The 20,297-nt window shown below is 51.1% G+C and carries 11 protein-coding genes and 1 pseudogene; 7 read left to right on the top strand and 5 right to left on the bottom strand.

Going from position 1 to position 20,297, the window contains the following annotated elements; all coding sequences use genetic code 11:
• Positions 1 to 31: 31 nt before the first annotated feature.
• Both SFA31_RS00215 and SFA31_RS00210 read left to right on the top strand, forming a co-directional pair.
• Positions 32 to 2,239: a type I secretion system permease/ATPase gene (locus SFA31_RS00215; protein WP_322836185.1), complete on the top strand. Its 2,208-nt coding sequence runs from the start codon at positions 32 to 34 to the stop codon at positions 2,237 to 2,239.
• Entirely contained in the window at positions 2,236 to 3,411 is a 1,176-nt protein-coding gene (locus SFA31_RS00210; RefSeq protein WP_322836184.1) for an HlyD family type I secretion periplasmic adaptor subunit, read from the top strand. Before SFA31_RS00215 ends, SFA31_RS00210 begins: the two co-directional genes overlap by 4 nt.
• A gap of 50 nt (positions 3,412 to 3,461) precedes the next feature.
• Here SFA31_RS00210 and SFA31_RS00205 read toward each other — a convergent pair whose 3' ends face one another.
• The 3 genes and pseudogenes from SFA31_RS00205 to metK form a co-directional block, all read right to left on the bottom strand.
• Complete coding sequence (locus SFA31_RS00205) at positions 3,462 to 4,292, bottom strand: MarR family transcriptional regulator (protein WP_322836183.1); 831 nt, start codon at positions 4,290 to 4,292, stop codon at positions 3,462 to 3,464.
• A gap of 545 nt (positions 4,293 to 4,837) precedes the next feature.
• A pseudogene (locus SFA31_RS00200) lies at positions 4,838 to 6,230 on the bottom strand (sugar porter family MFS transporter).
• A gap of 573 nt (positions 6,231 to 6,803) precedes the next feature.
• Positions 6,804 to 7,958 carry a methionine adenosyltransferase gene (gene metK / locus SFA31_RS00195; RefSeq protein WP_322836182.1) on the bottom strand — a complete coding sequence of 385 codons (1,155 nt, stop codon included), beginning with the start codon at positions 7,956 to 7,958 and terminating at the stop codon, positions 6,804 to 6,806.
• A 586-nt stretch (positions 7,959 to 8,544) separates the two neighbouring features.
• Here metK and SFA31_RS00190 point away from each other — a divergent pair.
• The 3 genes from SFA31_RS00190 to speB all read left to right on the top strand — a co-directional run bounded on the left by SFA31_RS00190 (position 8,545) and on the right by speB (position 11,723).
• A complete protein-coding gene (locus SFA31_RS00190; RefSeq protein WP_322836181.1) occupies positions 8,545 to 8,688 on the top strand; it encodes a hypothetical protein in 144 nt (47 codons plus the stop codon).
• A complete protein-coding gene (speA, locus tag SFA31_RS00185) occupies positions 8,681 to 10,657 on the top strand; it encodes a biosynthetic arginine decarboxylase (RefSeq protein ID WP_322836180.1) in 1,977 nt (658 codons plus the stop codon). The genes SFA31_RS00190 and speA overlap by 8 nt, the downstream gene beginning before the upstream one ends.
• Before the next feature lie 145 nt (positions 10,658 to 10,802).
• Entirely contained in the window at positions 10,803 to 11,723 is a 921-nt protein-coding gene (speB, locus tag SFA31_RS00180; protein ID WP_322836179.1) for an agmatinase, read from the top strand.
• Between the two features lie 228 nt (positions 11,724 to 11,951).
• On the opposite strand, the gene SFA31_RS00175 is transcribed toward speB, so the two are convergent.
• Complete coding sequence (locus tag SFA31_RS00175; RefSeq protein ID WP_322836178.1) at positions 11,952 to 13,508, bottom strand: methyl-accepting chemotaxis protein; 1,557 nt, start codon at positions 13,506 to 13,508, stop codon at positions 11,952 to 11,954.
• Positions 13,509 to 14,550: 1,042 nt separating this feature from the next.
• A complete protein-coding gene (locus tag SFA31_RS00170) occupies positions 14,551 to 15,324 on the bottom strand; it encodes a M48 family metallopeptidase (protein WP_322836177.1) in 774 nt (257 codons plus the stop codon).
• A gap of 379 nt (positions 15,325 to 15,703) precedes the next feature.
• On the opposite strand from SFA31_RS00170, the gene tkt reads away from it, so the two are divergent.
• Both tkt and pgk read left to right on the top strand, forming a co-directional pair.
• Positions 15,704 to 17,695 carry a transketolase gene (gene tkt, locus SFA31_RS00165; protein WP_322836176.1) on the top strand — a complete coding sequence of 664 codons (1,992 nt, stop codon included), beginning with the start codon at positions 15,704 to 15,706 and terminating at the stop codon, positions 17,693 to 17,695.
• A 1,409-nt stretch (positions 17,696 to 19,104) separates the two neighbouring features.
• A complete protein-coding gene (pgk, locus tag SFA31_RS00160) occupies positions 19,105 to 20,268 on the top strand; it encodes a phosphoglycerate kinase (RefSeq protein WP_322836175.1) in 1,164 nt (387 codons plus the stop codon).
• Positions 20,269 to 20,297 lie beyond the last annotated feature (29 nt).

The raw sequence follows: 20,297 nt of genomic DNA, 5'->3' as shown, positions 1-20,297 counted from the left end.
CGTTTTAATGTCTGCTCACAGGAAGTGAATTATGAGTACCACGCATCCATTTTATGAACCCTGGCTACAGGCAATGCTTAATATCGCGCACCACTATCGGCTGGACTGCTCCGAAGAGCAGGTGCGCACCGTTATCAGCCACGAGACGCAGACGCCGCGTGAATTACTACTGGAAGATATGGCGCGTCAGCTGGGATTGGGGCTACATCGGGCCGCAGCCGATATTTCTCTGATAGATCCCTGGCGCATGCCGCTGCTGGCGGATTTTGGCGATGGGCAAATCGCCGTGCTGACGCGGATGGATGCCGAAGGTAATGTTGTATTGCAATTTAGCGGAGAAGGGGCGCTGGAAACGGTGCTGCCGCGCGCCGAGCTGGCCGGTCGCCTGAAGAATCTGCTGGTGCTGCGTCCACTGGAGTCCGTTCCGGACGCCCGGGTGGATGATTATGTCAAACCCTGGCAGAAAAACTGGTTCTGGAGCCTCGCGCTCAGGGACTGGCGCCGGTACGGCGATATTATGCTGGCAGCGATGGCGGCAAATATCCTGGCACTGGCGGGAATGCTATTTTCGATGCAGGTGTATGACCGCGTCGTGCCTTCTCAATCAGAACCCACGCTGTGGGTACTGTTCGGCGGCGTGATGCTCGCCATTCTGTTTGAATTTATTATGCGCATGCTGCGGGTGCATATTTCTGATGTTATCGGGAAACGCGCGGATTTACGTATTTCCGATCGCGTATTCGCGCACGCCCTGCGGATTAAAAATCATGCGCGCCCGAAATCCACCGGATCGTTTATATCTCAAATTCGCGAGCTGGAATCGGTGCGGGATCTGATTACTTCCACCACGATTTCTGCGCTATCCGATCTGCCCTTCTTTCTGCTGTTTGTTTTTATTCTCTGGGCGATTGGCGGACCGCTAGTATTTGTGGTGCTGCTGGCGGTACCTTTACTACTGATACCGGGGCTTTTAATTCAGCGTCCGCTAGGGCGGCTTTCCAGCGAGGGGATGCGCGAGTCTGCCATCCGTAACGCAACGCTGGTTGAAGCCGTTCAGGGGATTGAAGATATTAAGCTGCTGCGTGCGGAGCAGCGCTTTCAAAACCAGTGGAACAACACCAATGACGTCGCTGCTTCAGTCAGCATGAAGCAGCGCTGGCTTACCAGCCTGCTAATGACGTGGACCCAGGAAGTGCAATCCATCGTGTATGCGGTTGTGCTGCTGGTGGGCTGCTACCTGGTTATTTCTGGCGATATGACCACCGGCGCGCTGGTTGGTACTTCGATTCTGGCCTCGCGCACCATTGCACCGCTCTCGCAAATCTCCGGCGTGCTTTCACGCTGGCAATCGGCCAAAGTGGCGCGCAAAGGGCTGGACGATCTGATGCAGCGCCCGACTGACGAGCCGGAGCGCGGAAAGAGAGTGCATAAAGCGCAGCTCCGCGGCGCATATCAGCTTAACGATGTCGGCTTCTATTACGACGAAGAAGAAAAGATTAATAACCTGACCATTCCGAAACTGGTGATTCAGCCCGGGGAGCGCATTGCCGTTCTGGGCCGCAACGGTTCCGGGAAAAGCACGCTATTGCAACTGCTGGCCGGAATGCAGTCCCCGCAGCAGGGGCAAATTCTCCTGGACGATATCAATCTCAATCGCCTCGATCCCGCCGACCTGCGCGGAAATATGCGGCTTCTTAGCCAGCAGGCGCGCCTGTTTTTCGGCTCGATTCGCGACAATATTACGCTGGGGCGACCGCTGGCGAGCGACGAAGAAATTTTTCAGGCGCTGCATATAAGCGGCGCGTTGGAATTTGTGCAGCGTCAGAAAGCCGGGCTTGATTATCCCATTACGGAAGGTGGCGCCGGTCTTTCAGGCGGGCAGCGCCAGTCGCTGCTTTTAGCGCGGACGCTTATTAACCGCCCGGCTATTTTGCTGCTAGATGAGCCAACGGCGTGGCTCGATGAGGTCAGTGAAGCGCAGTTTATTCAGCGGCTGGGCGCCTGGTCGACGCGCCAGAAAACGCTGGTCGTCGCCACGCATCGCTTGCCGATCCTCGAACTCGTCGATCGCATTATCGTGCTGGATAACGGGCGCATAGTCATGGATGGACCGCGGGAGGCTATTTTACGCGAACACGGTATAGGGAACCCCGCCCCTCCGGCCCGCGCCGAACCGCAAAGAACCGCAGTGCGCGCGGCCGTAAATAGTGCGCGGTCCGATAGGGAGGAAGCCGTATGAGTGACATAACGCGTTACAACAGCCGGTTACGTGAGCCTCATTTACCGCGCGCTTCGCTGGTGGTATGGGGGCTGAGTGCTATATTGCTGGCGTTTATCGGCTGGGCGAGTTTTTTTACCCTTGATGAAGTGACCACCGGCGGCGGCAAAGTTATCCCATCGGCGCATGAGCAGGTAATTCAGTCGCTGGAAGGCGGGATAATCCACAAGCTGGATGTCCACGAAGGGGATATCGTGGAGCGTGGACAGGTGCTGGCGCAGCTCGATCGCACTAAAACAGAATCCAGCGTGCTGGAAAGCGCTTCTCGGCTCAAAGCGGCGCTAGCGACGGCGGTGCGGCTCAGCGCAGAGGTGAACAACGCCACGCCGGTATTTCCTCAGGAATTGAATGATTCTCCTGAACTGGTGCGCCAGGAGACGGCGCTTTGGCAATCGCGCCGCGAAAGCCTTGATAAAGGGCTTGCCGGGCTGCGTCAGGGCGCGGCGCTGGTGCAGCGAGAGCTTTCAATGACGGTGCCGCTGGTTAAAGAAGGTGCAGCCAGCAGCGTGGAAGTGCTGCGTTTACAGCGCCAGAAAAACGAGCTTGAAAGCAAAATAACGGAAATGAAAAATCAGTATTATGTACGCGCGCGTGAAGAGCTGGCGAAAGCTAATGCCGAAATTGAAACCCAGCGTTCAGTCATGCGCGGAAGGGAAGATTCGCTGACGCGGCTCACTTTTACCGCACCGGTGCGCGGGATTGTAAAAGATATTGAAGTGACCACCGTGGGCGGCGTGATCCCACCTAATGGAAAATTGATGAGCCTGGTGCCGCTGGATGACCAAATGTTGATTGAGGCGAAAATTTCCCCAAGAGACGTGGCGTTCGTACATCCTGGGCAAAGCGCAATGGTAAAAATTACGGCGTATGACTACTCGATTTATGGCGGGCTGCATGGAAAGGTAACGATGATTTCGCCTGATACCATCCAGGACGAGGTTAAGCGCGATATTTATTATTATCGCGTTTATATCCGCACAGAGAGCAACCACCTGACTAATAAGCAGCGCAAAGATTTTCCTATCTTCCCCGGCATGATTGCGACGGTTGATATCAAAACCGGCAATAAAAGCGTACTGGACTATTTGCTGAAGCCGTTGAATAAAGCGCGAGAAGCTCTGCGTGAGCGATAGCTCCTTTGCCGCCGCGCGCCGGGGGGCGCTGCGGCGGTTATTTTGCTCTTTTAGATGTCGGATAAACCGAGATAGTTAAGAGGGTAGGCGAAGTAGAATCCCGCGTAGTTTTCTACCAGTTCAAAAAAGGAGGGAAATAAGGTCAGGCTACCGTCTTCATTTTCCGCTAAATATCCAGCCTGTTCGGCAGCCTGCAGAATACGGCGCGTATGTGTACGGGAAATAAAGAATATTTTTGCAAGCTGGCTCAATGGGCAGCTTACCGTTACCTGATTTTCCTGGCACTGTTCGCGGGCAAGCAGGTAGAGGTACAGCATTAACATGCGGCCTCCGTCTTTTTCAATAAAAAGACATGCATCCGGAAGAATCTTTTTATAAATAACGCCATTAAACAAGTAATCTGCTGCATTATGAAAGAAACTCTGGCGTAAACGTCTTTTATCCATCACATTTACGCTTATATTCTCTTTCGGGAATAACAGTCCTAGCGGTTCCAGAGTGCCCCTCAAATAATATTTGAGTTCTTCTACGCCTTTTTCCGTGGGGCCAAGAATCACCCTGCGGCGATCGTCGCCGTCGCGGCGCGTCTGCACACGCCCGGTGGTGCGCAGCAGCGTCAATATGGCGATAACCCGGTTAGGGCTGGCGATTCTGTAGCGTGCGCACAATTCTTTAATATCGCTAACGCAGGCTATACGCTGCCCAAAAATAAAACACAGCGTTGCCAGAAGAATATTAAAACGAGACTCCTGAAGCATGGTTTTATAAAAAAGTGGCTGCTTATGGTAAATATCCATATTTATTTTGTAATGTAACTGTATTGCCGTGAGAAAATCGGGATGTGACTTAATTTTCTCACAGCTTTTATAGAGCTCTTTCAACGTTTAAATATTCCCTGTTACATAACTGGCGTGATGAGAACTCGCGGAGTTTCTCATCAGTCATGAGTATTAAATTCTGGTCTGGACTCTCTATTATTACATAATTATTTTGCTTCGGTGCACATCAATCTCTCAATAATGCCATTATCTGATAAAACTGATTGCGATACGGAAATAATTACGCTGTTAAGTAGGTTTATTAGGATGGGGAATGTAAAGGCTGTTAATAATGAAAACGCATTTATTGCCGGAAATTAGCAATAAATTGCAAAGGAAATTGCTGAAATTGCAGGAGAAGTATTCTTTTACCCAGGGAATTAGGATGAGTAAATGATATATTTCATAAGGAAATTTTAAGTATTTAAACGGCGCCCAATACCGGCCTAATAGGAAGTTTTTGTAATTTAAAATGTATTTTTACACTGTTGATAAATAGGTTTATTTATGTCCATGAAAATATGCAGAAGAGTTTGTATATCGATATAGCGCAGGGCATGAAAAAAGGGGCCATATGGCCCCGTAGCGTTATTTTGCAGTCCACAGGTTTAATCGTGTGCGCCAATCTCGCGCAGCGGGCGTCCTTTCATTAGATTACGCTCAATATGCTCCAGGGAAACGTGCTTCGTTTCCGGCACCAGCGCCAGCGTCAGAATAATAAAGAATAGATTCAGGCCGGCGTAAACCCAGAAGGTATTCGCATTCCCGAGACTATTCAGCATCGTCAGGAAGGTCGCGCCGACAATCATGTTCGCAATCCAGTTGGTGGCGGTGGAACAGGTAATACCGAAATCACGGCCTTTGAGCGGCTGGATTTCGGAGCACAGAACCCAGATAAGCGGCCCGGCGCTCATGGCGAAGCCAATAATAAACATCAGCAGCATTGCCACGGCAAAATATTGGGCCGTCGCCGAGGCGATACCGATGTGAATCATTGTGCCCAACGTACCCATACCCAACGCCATAACCAGGAAGCCGAGGATTAAAGTAGGCTTACGTCCCCAGCGATCGACCAGGCCTATAGCAATGAACGTGGCTAACACGTTGGTCAAACCAACGATAACGGTGCCCCACATTTGCTCCGTTGTATTGCTATACCCGGCCATTTCAAAAATCTTTGGTGCGTAATACATAATGACATTCATGCCGGTAAACTGCTGCATGACCTGCAATAAGATGCCGAGAAATACGGCGCGGCGGAAATTACGGTTTTCTTTAAAAAGCGCCCATCCGCTTTGTTTAACCTGCAGGCTTTCTCGGATCTCATCCAATTCGCGTTTAGCTTCGGCGCTGGTATCGCGCAGGCGTATCAGCACGCGCTCGGCGTCGTGAAAACGGCGCTTTGCGGCAAACCAGCGCGGGCTGTCCGGTAGGAAAAAGACGCCAATAAGCAGCAACAGCGCCGGGATGGTAATGACGCCCAGCATCCAGCGCCAGGCACCGGTGTAGCTGAAAGCCGTATCAGAAAGATAGGCTCCCAGAATGCCGATAGTTATCATCAGTTGATACATCGAAATCATGCTGCCGCGGATACGCTCCGGTGCGATTTCTGACAGATAAAGCGGTGCGGTGTAAGAGGCGATACCTACGGCTAAACCTAATAAAATGCGCGAGATAATAAGCGCTTCGACATTAGGAGCGAAAGCCGAAGCCAAAGAACCGATTACGAATAAAATAGCGCCGGCCATCAGGCTATATTTTCGTCCTAAACGGAATGAAAGCCACCCACTGCCGACGGCACCTACCGCCGCGCCGAACATCATCGAGCTGACTACCCATTCCTGCGCGCGCAGTAATTTGAAAGTCCTGCGAAATAAAAGGCAGCGCGCCTGCAATCACGCCAATATCCAGGCCAAACAGCAAACCTGCCAGGGCGGCAAGGAAACAGACAAAAAAAGTCATTGCCCTATTGGAACGCCCCTGTTTATGAGTACCAGGCATAACGCCCTCCGGTTGGTTATCATTATATTCGCGGTTAAGAATAGGTTAAGTTTGCGTAAAGTTGTGTGATTTATATCACAGCAGTGTAATCGATTACATCCGGAAATAACTGAAAATACTAATAATATTATTATATTTCAAATAGTTATCTGGAAACTGGCGCCTGATGGTGTTTCGGAACTCCCTGAGTGATAACATCGTGCTGCATGGGAGAAAAAATAATCAACAAACTTGCTTGCTGCGAAGGTATTGAAGGCATGTAACCGGTTTCAATTGTCAGGGTAATCCCGTACCTAAGGCGTTGGGATAATGGTCAGGCGGATAATTTTCAGGTGCTCACAGCGCGCTGCGTGAAGTAGGCCGTAGCGCTATGAATGCCTGTGCAGAAGAGGTCTGAGGATATCAAGATGAGACGGAAAGCCGTTATTAAAATACCGGCTGGTTTGCTTTAAGATATATGGCCCTTGCTCGATTGGCGCTGAGCGCAAGCCATTTTCAACACCGCTAGCTGAAAACAAACGCCCTGGCGGGCGTTTTGTTTCAACGGGTGCTTAAACAGGGCGTTCTGGTTGCTTATTTCAACCCTGCGGCATCGCGGAGCAGCGCCGCTTTGTCGGTTTTTTCCCACGGGAAGTTTTCACGGCCAAAGTGGCCGTAGCTGGCCGTTTCACGGTAAATTGGGTGTAGCAAGTCCAGCATTTCAATCAGGCCATACGGGCGCAAATCGAAAAATTCGCGCACCAGCAGCGTAAGCTGCTCGGTGGAGACTTTCTCGGTGCCGAAGGTTTCTACCATGATTGAGGTCGGTTCTGCGACGCCGATCGCGTAGGAAATCTGAATTTCACAGCGATCCGCAAGCCCGGCGGCCACGATATTTTTTGCCACATAGCGCGCGGCATAAGCCGCGGAGCGGTCAACTTTCGAAGGATCTTTACCGGAGAACGCGCCGCCGCCGTGACGCGCCATGCCGCCGTATGTATCGACGATAATTTTACGTCCGGTCAGGCCACAGTCGCCCATTGGGCCGCCAATCACAAAGCGGCCGGTTGGGTTGATGAAGAATTTGGTGGAAGCGGTCAGCCACTCTTGGGGCAGGGTTGGTTTGATGATTTCATCCATCACCGCGTCATGCAGATCCTTTTGCGAAATATCTTCCGCGTGCTGGGTTGAGAGTACGACTGCATCGATGCCAGCGATTTTGCCATCGTCATACTGGAAAGTGACCTGGCTTTTCGCGTCCGGGCGCAGCCAAGGCAGCGAGCCGTTTTTACGAACTTCGGCCTGGCGCTGCACCAGGCGGTGCGCGTAGGTGATAGGCGCAGGCATTAGCACATCCGTTTCGTTGGTTGCATAACCGAACATCAAACCCTGATCGCCGGCGCCCTGCTCCAGAGGATCCTGACGATCGACGCCCTGGTTAATATCCGGAGACTGTTTCCCGATGGCGCTTAGTACGGCGCAAGAGTTGGCGTCAAACCCCATATCTGAGTGCACATAACCAATGTCACGCACCGTATTACGCGTGATTTCTTCGATATCGACCCATGCGCTGGTGGTTATTTCACCGCCGACCAGCACCATGCCGGTTTTTACATATGTTTCGCAGGCGACGCGCGCTTTCGGATCCTGGGCGAGAATAGCGTCCAGCACGGCATCGGAAATTTGGTCGGCGATTTTATCCGGATGTCCCTCAGAGACAGACTCAGATGTAAAAAGGTGTTTAGCCATGTTTATTTCACTCAATATAAATCAGTTGCAGCGAACGGCGGCGCCGTTCCTGGAGACGTTCACCCGCGTAAAGCATAAGCGCTGGCGGGTTCGCCGTTAATCAGTATGGATGGATTAACATCTGGACGTCTATTTTAGGATAATCTCCTGGATCATTGCCAGCGATTTTTTAGGTTTGACACATTGTGTAAAACATACAACGACGTGCACAAAGCCGGAGATTTCTCTAAGGCGATTTTGTTTTGCTTTTTTTGTTACCAGTGGGTATAAAACGGCGGCGCGGGTAGCAAACCTCCGCGCAGGGCATAACTCACAGACTCGGCTTTTCGCATGGCGCATGCGTGGAGGTGATACCACAGATGAATCGCTTAATTCGCAATATCGTGCGCCTGCGCACGGCCGCAGAGAACTCGCCTGCTTTTTCCCTTTTGTACGCTGTCCCTTCTGGCCGGATAAACGCTACCGGCGCTTCTCAGGACTCCCGAGCCGGTTTCTATCCAGAGTGCTGACCCAGGCTGCGCCTGCTGCAGGCGTTTTTCTGACTTTTCTCAGCGTTGTTGTAACGCTAAATCATAACGAATAGAGCATGATTACACCGCTTAGCGTGCGCTGCTTCCGTCGTTCATCGCCGGAGAGAAGCGTAGTAAATGGGTTGTTATCGCAAATCTCCCCTGCGATAGTCATTAATCGCGTGATACATAACGGCAAAAATGAGGTTCGCAATGTCTGACGATAAATTATCGATTTCTGGTTCGTCAGCGGGCGAACAAAACGCACTCCGTTCAATGCAGGAGGTGGCAATGAACTCACAGGAAGCTAGCAAAATGCTGCGTACCTACAATATTGCCTGGTGGGGCAATAATTATTACGACGTTAACGAGCTGGGACATATTACCGTTTGCCCCGATCCCGATGTGCCGGAGGCTAGCGTCGATCTCGCTAAACTGGTGAAAGCGCGCGAAGCTCAGGGCCAGCGTCTGCCAGCGCTATTTTGCTTCCCTCAGATATTGCAGCACCGCCTGCGTTCTATTAATGCGGCCTTTAAGCGCGCGCGCGAATCCTATGGCTATCACGGGGACTATTTTCTGGTTTACCCGATTAAAGTAAACCAGCACCGGCGCGTGATTGAGTCGCTAATTCAATCCGGCGAACCGCTGGGGCTAGAGGCCGGCTCAAAGGCGGAGCTAATGGCCGTGCTGGCCCATGCGGGTATGACCCGCTCGCTTATCGTTTGCAATGGTTATAAAGATCGTGAATACATTCGTCTGGCGTTAATTGGCGAAAAGATGGGGCATAAAGTCTATCTGGTTATTGAAAAGATGACGGAGATCGACCTTGTGCTGGAAGAAGCCGCGCGGCTGAACGTCGTGCCGAGGCTGGGAGTGCGCGCGCGCCTTGCGTCTCAGGGATCCGGGAAATGGCAGTCCTCGGGCGGAGAAAAGTCGAAATTTGGCCTTGCGGCGACTCAGGTACTGCAGCTTGTCGAAAAGCTGCGGGCGGCAAATAGCCTGCAAAGCTTACAGTTATTGCACTTTCATCTCGGCTCGCAGATGGCGAATATTCGCGATATCGCTACCGGAGTTCGTGAATCGGCGCGTTTTTACGTGGAGCTGCACAAACTCGGTGTCGATATTCAATGTTTTGACGTCGGCGGCGGTCTCGGCGTGGATTACGAGGGGACGCGCTCCCAGTCCGACTGTTCGGTTAACTACGGCTTAAATGAGTACGCCAATAATATTATTTGGGCAATAGGCGACGCCTGCGAAGAGAACGGGCTACCGCACCCAACGGTGATTACCGAATCCGGGCGCGCGGTGACGGCGCACCATACCGTGCTGGTATCGAATATTATTGGGGTTGAGCGCAATGAATACACCGCTTCCGGCGCGCCGGAAGAAGACGCTCCGCGCTCTTTGCAGAGCATGTGGGAAACCTGGCAGGAAATGCACGAGCCGGCTAACCGCCGCTCGCTGCGCGAATGGCTGCACGATAGCCAAATGGATCTGCATGATATTCATCTCGGCTATTCGGCGGGGACGTATAGCCTGCAGCAGCGCGCCTGGGCTGAGCAGCTCTATCTGAATATGTGCCATGAAATTCAAAAACAGCTCGATCCGCAAAATCGCGCGCATCGCCCGATTATTGATGAGCTCCAGGAACGTATGGCGGATAAGCTCTACGTTAACTTCTCGCTGTTCCAGTCTATGCCGGACGCGTGGGGGATAGACCAGCTTTTTCCCGTGCTCCCGCTGGAGGGGTTAAACCACGCGCCAAGCCGCCGTGCGGTTCTGTTGGACATTACCTGTGATTCTGATGGCGCTATCGATCACTACGTGGATGGCGATGGCATTGCGACAACGATGCCGCTGCCGGAATACGATCCTGATAATCCGCCGCTATTGGGCTTCTTTATGGTCGGCGCTTATCAGGAAATCCTTGGGAATATGCATAACCTGTTCGGCAACACCGAGGCCGTGAATGTCTACGTCAATGCGCCTGACAGCGTGGAAGTTGAACTGTCAGATGAGGGAGACACGGTCGCGGATATGCTGGATTATGTCAAACTGAAGCCAGAGACGCTGCTAACCCGTTTTCGCGATCAGGTGAAACAAACCGGCCTTGATGCCGAGTTACAACAGCAGTTCCTTGAAGAGTTTGAAGCGGGTCTCTACGGCTATACTTATCTGGAAGATGAGTAATTTGCTCAGGGTTGAAACCCGATAAAAAAGCGGCGATAATTCACACAGTTTATCGTTTTATGCATACGGTCCCTTCCTCGTCGGGTTTAACGACGCGGAAGGGATTTTTTTTTTGAGCATCATTTATATTAAGCGAGGGCAGGGCATGAGCACTCTGGGTCATCAGTACGACAATTCTCTGGTATCCAACGCCTTTGGTTTTTTACGTTTACCGCTAAATTTTCAACCTTACGATAGCGATGCCGATTGGGTTATTACCGGCGTCCCTTTTGATATGGCGACCTCGGGCCGGGCGGGCAGTCGTCACGGGCCGGGGGCAATTCGCCAGATTTCGACGCAGCTTGCCTGGGAAGGGTGCCGTTTCCCGTGGCATTTTGATATGCGGGAACGCTTAAACGTGGTGGACTGCGGCGATCTGGTTTACGCCTTCGGCGACGCGCGGAACATGAGTGAAAATCTTCAGGCGCACGCAGAAAAGCTGCTGGCGGCCGGTAAGCGCATGATTTCTTTTGGTGGCGATCATTTTGTTACCCTGCCGCTTCTGCGTGCGCACGCGAAACATTTTGGCAAAATGGCGCTGGTGCATTTCGACGCGCACACTGATACCTACGCGAACGGCAGTGAATTCGATCACGGCACTATGTTCTGGACGGCGCCGCAGGAAGGGCTCATCGATCCGAAACATTCAGTGCAAATCGGCATTCGTACCGAATTCGATAAAGACAACGGCTTTACCGTACTTAGCGCGCCGGAAGTGAACGATCGTAGCGCAGACGACGTGGCGCAGCAGATTAAAAGTATCACAGGCGATCTGCCGGTCTATTTGACGTTTGATATTGACTGCCTCGATCCTGCCCACGCGCCGGGGACCGGCACGCCCGTTATCGGCGGCCTGACTACCGATCGGGCGCTGAAGTTACTGCGCGGCCTGAGCAGCCTGAATATCGTCGGCATGGACGTCGTGGAAGTGGCACCGGCATACGATAGCGCGGATATCACCGCGCTGGCGGCAGCGACGCTGGCACTGGAAATGCTGTATATTCAGGCCTCAAAGCGGGGCGAATAATTACGGTTACTGCGGTGGGTTGCGGAGCATTCCCGCTCCTGCATTGACCGGAGCGAAAGTGTAATGCTAAAACGCAGAATGCTGCGATAACCGGCCTTTCGCTGAAAGGCCCGGTTTAAACTTCAGGGCTAAGGTATTGCAAAACTACTTTAGCCTGACTTAACCCGACGCCAGCGCGGCGGGTTAAGTCTCTCCAAAGGCCCGTAAAGTCAGCCACCCGAAACCACGTTACAGCCCGTTTTCCGCAGCGCCTGCCGATGCGTTTAATTTAAATGCTCCCATGCTGATATTAAGCTGGCGCGCCATTTCTGACATGTTGTTGGATACTACGGCGGTTTCTTCTACCAGCGCGGCGTTCTGCTGCGTAGTAATATCCATCTCAGTAATCGCCGTCGCAATTTGATCGATGCCTGCGCTTTGCTCCTGAGTGGCGATCGAGACGTCGTCCATGAGTTGGTTGACCTGGGTTACCGCCTGAATAATATTCTGGATAGTGCTCCCGGCCTGTTCCACCAGCTCGGCGCCGGTTTGCGAGTTCTCTTCAGATTCCCGGATCAGTTGGCTGACCTCTTTGGCGGCATCGGAACTACGCTTCGCCAGATTACGCACTTCCCCTGCCACTACGGCAAATCCGCGCCCCTGTTCGCCTGCGCGCGCGGCTTCGACCGCCGCGTTTAACGCCAGAATATTGGTTTGATGCGCAATGCTATCAATCACGGCGTTGATTTCAGAAATTTTGCGTGAGCTTTGCAAAATACGCTTCATTGTTTCCGTAACCTGCTGCATGACAGTGCCGCCTGCCCGGGCGATATCACTGGCTTTTTCTGTCGACTGACGCGCGCAAAGTACATTTTCGGCATTTTTGCTTACCGTAGTGCGTATCTGCTCCATGCTGGCTGCGGTTTGCTGCAGCGCAGACGCCTGTTCTTCCGTGCGCGATGCCAAATCGTCGTTGCCTTTGCCAATTTCTGCGGCGCTGTTATCAATATTCGCCGTTCCCATCTGAACTTCATTCACGATATGGCTCAGCGAGTTTTGCATCGCTTTTAGCGAGGTGAGCATCAGCCCTAGCTCATTTTGACGGCCGGTTTCAATCTTGTGGTAAAGCTCTCCTTTGCCGATATTTTCCAGATGGGAAGTGGTGACTTCCAGGCGCCGTAATAGCGTATTACGCAGATTAAGATAGGTTAGAATCGATAAGCCCAGGCCAAATGCCAGTACCAGCAGCGTTATGGAAACCGCTTTGTGCGCTGCCGCTGATAGTTGAGATGAGAATGACTCAAAACGCTGGACATTATATTTAGTATAACTGTCTATAGATTTAGCAAAGGCGGCTTCTTGTATTGCGTTTTCAAAGCCGTGGTTCTGGTAATTGAGTAGTAGGTCAGTATCGTGTTTATAGTTTGCGACCAAATCGTGATAAGCGCGATTAATGGTTTCTTCCAGAACCTGCCCCTTTTTATCATCATCTTCTATGTTGTTAAATGCATTCATATTTTCCTGAGCATTAGCCAGAAATTTGTTCACTCCAATGCGTTTTTCATCCATAAATTCTCGGGTGGCGGTAGTGTCATTATGGATATAATTAAGATCGCCGCGCGCATTGGTCAGCATATCCGTCATTAGCAACAGGCGGCGCTGTTTGATATTTAAACGCGTAGTGAGATCGAAGAGCTCCTGACTAGAATAAGTGTGTGTAATAGATTGTATGCCAAGGATAATTATTAAAGAGAAAAGTAAACCAAACGACACTTTAATCCATGTCGAAATATAAAAAGTTTTCATCTATGCGTCCGTAGGAGGTAACTTAATGATAAATATAAAGTATTTGCATGCGAAAGATACTGTGAAGAGAAAATTTCGCAGCAGTTGCTCTATTTTACATCGCCGCTGCTAATAAAATCGATCAATATTATTATTAACCATTAGTAAATGCCCGTGATTGACTATCAAAATTATATATATCAATAGGAATCATCAACAAATTACCTGAATTTGTTTCTAATTTGTTAGTGATTGGTTTTTTTATTGCTTGTTTTTGGCTGGAGGGATGCTTAAATTATCAGAAAAAATGATGTTTCAAGGAAATAGTTTAGTAAATCTGTATAGAAAAATGAATTTTAGAAAAATCTCATTACATATCTATCCTAAAGTAATGTACTCCATGTCCTGGGGGGGTTATTAGGACGAATAGCAGAATTATACGTTCATTAGGGGGAATTGAGCGCTGAGGGTAGTTCTTATTAATAAGAGAATCTGTTTTAAATAAAAGTAATAAAGAAATGCAGTGGCCTTAACAATAAGCAAACCCGTAAAGATGAACAGGTTTAGGGCGTAGTTTTGCCTCGCCCGCTGTAGGTAAGTAAATCATCATGCCTTTAGATAACCTACGCTGCGGCAGCATAGTCACTCTTAGGGCGTGCCGATAACATTATCCCGCGCTGTACTTATTCAGAACTGACCGTTGGTGGAATCGTTGAGCGGGTGTTTTCAATGCATGAATATAGTTTAGTGGCTTTAAAATAGAGCAGCGGATCCGGTAACTGAAGCAATCCGCGGCGCTGAATTTGCCGTCTTGACGTGCCTGTACATAACAAAATGACCAATCAACTTTATTAGGGTTAAAACCTGATGAGCATGGAACGGCGTGAACTGGGCGGGCTATTCAGGAATTGGTAACGTACGAATAATTGCGGGCAAATGGCGGCACATTTGGCAACAATGAATGCGCTATTCCGTATGATACAGGTTTCAGCGGTGAACTTATTATAATGGGCGGCTATTCATCTATAGGTTGATGAATAGCCTGGCGTTTCTCACTTCACTGTTACGGCTGCGGCGGCGGAGTAAGGCCGTCAGCAATCATTCGTTCGCGAATATGCTGCGCCCGCGCATCTGAACCCGGATGGTCGTCGAGCATGGAGCTTTGGCGTCCTTGTTCGCGCGTGGCCAGCTTTTCAAAGCTGGTGACCAGCCCGGTCGGATTGATACCGCGTTTGCGCAACAGAGCATAGGAATAATCATCCGCTTCCGACTCCTGGCGCTGGGAGAATTGGGCGTTAACCAGTTTCTCGCCTAGCGCTCCGATATCAGACTGCGAGAGATTGCCCAGTACGCCGCCTGTAGCAGCGGCTGCCGCGCGCAGCGCATTGGTACCCATGGCAACTTGCATCCCTTTTTTCACGTGGCCGAGGGCGACGTGCCCCATTTCGTGGCCGACGACGGCTTCAACTTCGTTATCGTTCATCAGATCCATCAGGCCGCTATAGACGCGAATGCAGCCGTTTGCCATTGCAAAGGCATTAATATCCTTGGTCTGGTACACCTTATAATTCACCGGCTGCCCGTTAATATTGTCACCCAGAGCAGCGGCAATTTTGTTCAGACGCTGGACGTAAGCGCTTCCTGCCGGTGCAATGGACGCTTTGCTGTCCATATCCTCGCAGGCCTTATCGCTGAGCGTGGTCACCTGCTCGTCGCTGAGTGTAAATGCCTGAAATGCGCCAGCACCGGAAGAAAGCAGGCCGCCTGAGTCCAAATTTTGACAGCCGCTCAGCAGCGCGGCGAGCGCGAAACACGCAGTGGCATAACGAAATTTCATAATTCTGATATCCCTGTAGGTTGACGGCGTTTTCGCTGAAAACGCCGGGAAGCCGGTAAATCCTGAGTGGGCGTTAAGTATAAAGAAGCGTCTCTTATCGCGGCGAGAAAATTACATAAATTGCGAGTAGCTTCCAGAGATTTCTGAGGCGGGAGAGGGAGACTCCATGTACATAAAAGGTTGTTTAGGTTACATTGTTGTTCACCTTTTCGCGCGTAGCCTGGACATTGCGTTTTCTGCACTGCGGTGGCGCTATAGGCGCCTGAATGTGCTTTAAGCCCGTTTTTTAATCGCCGCGTATCGGAAAACGCATGGACCATAACACTCTGTTTCTTAACAGGGTAGGGCGTGGCCTTTAACTATCCGATCTGGAGTCAAAATGTCTTCACGTAAAGAGCTTGCCAATGCTATCCGTGCGCTCAGCATGGACGCCGTACAAAAAGCTAAATCCGGTCACCCCGGAGCCCCAATGGGGATGGCGGATATCGCTGAAGTTCTGTGGCGAGACTATATGAATCATAACCCGACGAACCCCAACTGGGCCGATCGCGACCGCTTTGTGCTGTCTAACGGGCATGGTTCGATGCTGATTTATAGCTTGCTGCATCTCACGGGTTATGAGCTGCCGATAGAAGAGCTTAAAAACTTCCGTCAGCTTCATTCAAAAACGCCGGGCCATCCGGAAGTAGGCTATACGCCGGGCGTAGAAACGACGACTGGCCCTTTAGGGCAGGGTATAGCAAACGCGGTAGGTATGGCGATTGCAGAGCGAACGCTGGCCGCGCAGTTTAATCGCCCCGGGCATGAAATCGTTAACCATTACACTTACGCCTTTATGGGCGACGGCTGCATGATGGAAGGAATATCCCATGAAGTTTGCTCGCTGGCGGGCACGCTGAAGCTTGGTAAGCTGATGGCATTCTATGACGATAATGGTATTTCGATCGACGGCGAAGTTAAAGGCTGGTTTACCGACGATACTGCCAAACGCTTTGAAGCTTACGGCTGGCACGTAGTACGTGGGGTCGATGGTCATGACGCTGAAGCCATTAAGCGGGCAATTGAAGAGGCGCGCGCCGTTACGGATAAACCGTCGCTGCTGATGTGTAAAACGATAATTGGCTTTGGGTCGCCAAATAAAGCCGGTTCTCATGAAGCGCACGGGGCGCCGTTAGGGGATGAGGAAATCGCCGCAACTCGTAAAGCTTTGGGCTGGAAATACGCGCCGTTTGAAATCCCCCAGGATATCTACGCCCAGTGGGATGCTAAAGAGGCGGGTAAAGGGAAAGAAAAGTCGTGGAACGATAAGTTCGCCGCTTATGCGAAAGCTTTCCCGGCAGAAGCCGCAGAATTTACGCGCCGCATGAAAGGCAGTATGCCGTCTGATTTTGATAGCAAAGCAAGCGCGCTGATTGAAAAGCTACAGGCTAACCCGGCAAACATTGCCAGCCGTAAAGCGTCCCATAATGCCATTGAAGCTTTTGGCCCGTGGTTGCCTGAATTGCTGGGGGGCTCGGCGGATCTGGCGCCCTCGAATTTGACCATGTGGTCAGGGTCTAAGTCGATTAAAGATGATGCTGCGGGCAACTACATTCATTACGGCGTGCGTGAGTTTGGGATGACAGCGATCGCTAACGGCATTGCGCTGCACGGTGGTTTCCTGCCATATACTTCCACCTTCCTGATGTTTGTTGAATATGCGCGAAACGCGGCGCGCATGGCTGCATTGATGAAACAGCGCCACGTTATGGTTTATACCCATGATTCAATTGGCTTGGGTGAAGATGGGCCGACGCATCAGCCGGTCGAGCAATTAGCCTCGCTGCGCGTAACGCCAAATATGAGTACCTGGCGCCCTTGCGATCAGGTTGAATCTGCCGTTGCCTGGAAATACGCGGTAGAACGTCACGACGGCCCAACTGCGCTGATTTTGTCTCGCCAAAATCTGGCTCAGCAGGAGCGTAGCGCGCAGCAATTAGCCGATATTTCTCGCGGTGCTTACATATTGAAAGACTGCGATGGCCAGCCACAGCTTATCCTGATAGCCACCGGCTCTGAAGTAGAGCTGGCCGTCGCTGCCTGGAAAAAGCTGGGCGCGGAAGGTGTGAAAGCGCGCGTCGTTTCTATGCCATCAACAGACGTATTTGATAAGCAGGATGCTGCGTGGCGTGAGGCGGTATTGCCAAAAGCCGTGAGTGCGCGTGTTGCAATCGAAGCCGGCATCGCTGATTACTGGTTTAAATATACCGGCCTTAATGGAGCGATTGTTGGAATGACCTCTTTCGGCGAGTCCGCCCCGGCGGAGCAGTTATTCACTGAATTTGGTTTTACGGTAGATAACGTCGTTAGCAAAGCAAAAGCGCTGCTGTAGCGCATTTACGGTATTTCGCTCCGTGGGCCTGGGAGGGCTTACGGGGCGAATAGCGCGGTACACGTTCGTTTATGCAAGGTGTGCCAGGAAGCAATTCCCGTTTGCGTTACCTTTCGCGAAACGTTGCATTATTTTTCTGTTTATCGAAAGGCGGCCTGTGCAGAGTCTACAGGCCGCTTTTTTCTGGCAAACCGAAATCTTGAAAGCTGAGCTTTATCCCGAACCCTACAGCGGTTGAGTCATATTGACTGCGGTTTTACAGTAAAACCGATATCCGTTCTCTGACCTTCCTGCGTTAGCCCCGCCGTTACGGTGAGGCTTGATGCTATTTTTACCCCAAACCCCAAACCCCAAACCCCAAACCCCAAACCCCAAACCCCAAACCCCAAACCCCAAACCCCAAACCCCAAACCCCAAACCCCAAACCCCAAACCCCAAACCTTGGGAAATGGCTACCAATACGTTTGTTTTTCCTTACCGTCTGTGGAATTAATCCTTACTGCATTGGGTATGGCTGTTATCAAAAGGATTGATATGCTTGCCCGATGCTAATAAGGCCGCATAGAGGCCAGAATTAGGGCTGCTCTTTATCAGCTTTGCCAGACCTTTTCGCCACGCGCACAGCGAATGCATTTTCAATGCAGCTTAGCTTTGCGACTCTTTTATTAAGAATGGAGAGCGAGAATGTATTGCCTGCAGCTTCTTACTTTTCTTATTTTCAATTCCGCACAAAAATTTGTGACTCATGTCAGAAGTTTTTGCAGCTTCATTTGCAGATCATTCCTTTTAGATTCTATTTCGACTATTCTTAGCTGAAGCGTTTCAGTTAACAATGTTGCATGACGGCTGCGAACTTAATAGCGAGTTGATGACACGGTAACGGCTTTACACCGCATTTTTCTTATTGGCTACATAATGGCCAGATTATTGAAATTGGCCCGGTTATGTTATCTCACCGGTCTTCTTAAGCCTTGCGGCTAGCCAGTAATTTATCCGTGGGGATTTCTGGCACTGCGGGTTTAGGCAGAAACTGCATAGCGCCTTTTGGCGCATTTAAGAGCGCTATATGCGACCCGGCCGGTGATAGTGATGGTTGTGGGGGATGCTATTCGAAAAGTTGCCGTCAGCGCCGGGCATGCTGGCCCCGCAGTGGCGAAAAGCGTCGCCGAGGGTATTTCATGGTATAGTTGACTATGCAGAACCGCTGAGAGTCTCAATATTTTTGACCCCGATCCGCACCGTGTAAACGTGGATGAGCGGCAGTCACCTGGTCAGGATGCTGACTTAGGATGATAGTGAATGAGGCTTTGCTAATGGTATGCTGCATACCACATTGGCACGGCTAAGACAGGTTTCAGGTAAGGCGCGAGTGCGCCCGAGACATTCAAGAATGAACGAGAGGATTCACCATGTCTGTAATTAAGATGACCGATCTAAATCTGGCAGGTAAACGCGTACTGATTCGCGCCGACCTGAACGTGCCGGTAAAAGACGGTAAAGTGACTTCTGATGCCCGTATTCGCGCATCCCTGCCGACGATTGAACTTGCTCTGAAACAAGGAGCAAAAGTGATGGTCACTTCTCACCTTGGGCGCCCGACTGAAGGTGAATACAATGAAGAATTCTCTCTGCTGCCGGTAGTTAACTATCTGAAAGAGAAACTTTCAAATTCGGTGCGTCTGGCGAAAGATTACCTGGATGGCGTTGACGTTGCCGACGGGGAGCTGGTTGTTCTGGAAAATGTGCGCTTCAATAAAGGCGAGAAGAAAGACGACGAAACACTGGCGAAAAAATACGCGTCTCTGTGCGATGTTTTCGTAATGGATGCTTTCGGCACCGCGCACCGCGCGCAGGCGTCTACGCATGGCGTTGGTAAATTTGCCGCAGTCGCCTGTGCAGGGCCGCTGCTAGCGGCTGAGCTGGATGCGCTGGGCAAAGCGCTGAAAGAGCCAGCGCGCCCGATGGTCGCTATCGTAGGCGGTTCTAAAGTTTCTACCAAACTCACTGTGCTGGACTCCCTGTCTAAAATCGCTGACCAGTTAATTGTTGGCGGCGGTATCGCGAACACTTTTGTCGCAGCGCAGGGTCACAACGTGGGTAAATCGCTGTATGAAGCCGATTTGGTTGATGAAGCAAAACGCCTGCTGAGCACCTGTGATATTCCGGTTCCTACCGATGTGCGCGTAGCGACCGAGTTTTCTGAAACAGCGACCGCGACGCTGAAATCGGTTAACGATATCAACGACAATGAACAAATCCTGGATTTGGGCGATACGTCTGCAGAGAAACTGGCTGAAATCCTGAAGAACGCCAAGACTATCCTGTGGAACGGGCCGGTTGGCGTATTTGAGTTCCCGAACTTCCGCAAAGGAACTGAAATCGTGGCGCAGGCGATTGCCGATAGCGACGGCTTCTCTATCGCAGGCGGCGGCGATACGCTGGCGGCGATTGACCTGTTTGGTATTGCCGATAAGATTTCTTATATCTCTACCGGCGGCGGCGCATTCCTTGAGTTTGTGGAAGGTAAAGTACTGCCAGCCGTAGCGATGCTGGAAGAGCGCGCTAAACAGTAAGTTTTAAGCAGGCGGATAGAATCCGCCTG

Origin of the sequence: Erwinia sp. HR93 (assembly GCF_034555055.1) — a bacterium.
Lineage (GTDB): Bacteria > Pseudomonadota > Gammaproteobacteria > Enterobacterales > Enterobacteriaceae > Apirhabdus > Apirhabdus apintestini.
The sequence above is the reverse complement of the archived record's forward strand: the minus strand, read 5'-3'. Positions and strand labels throughout refer to the sequence as shown.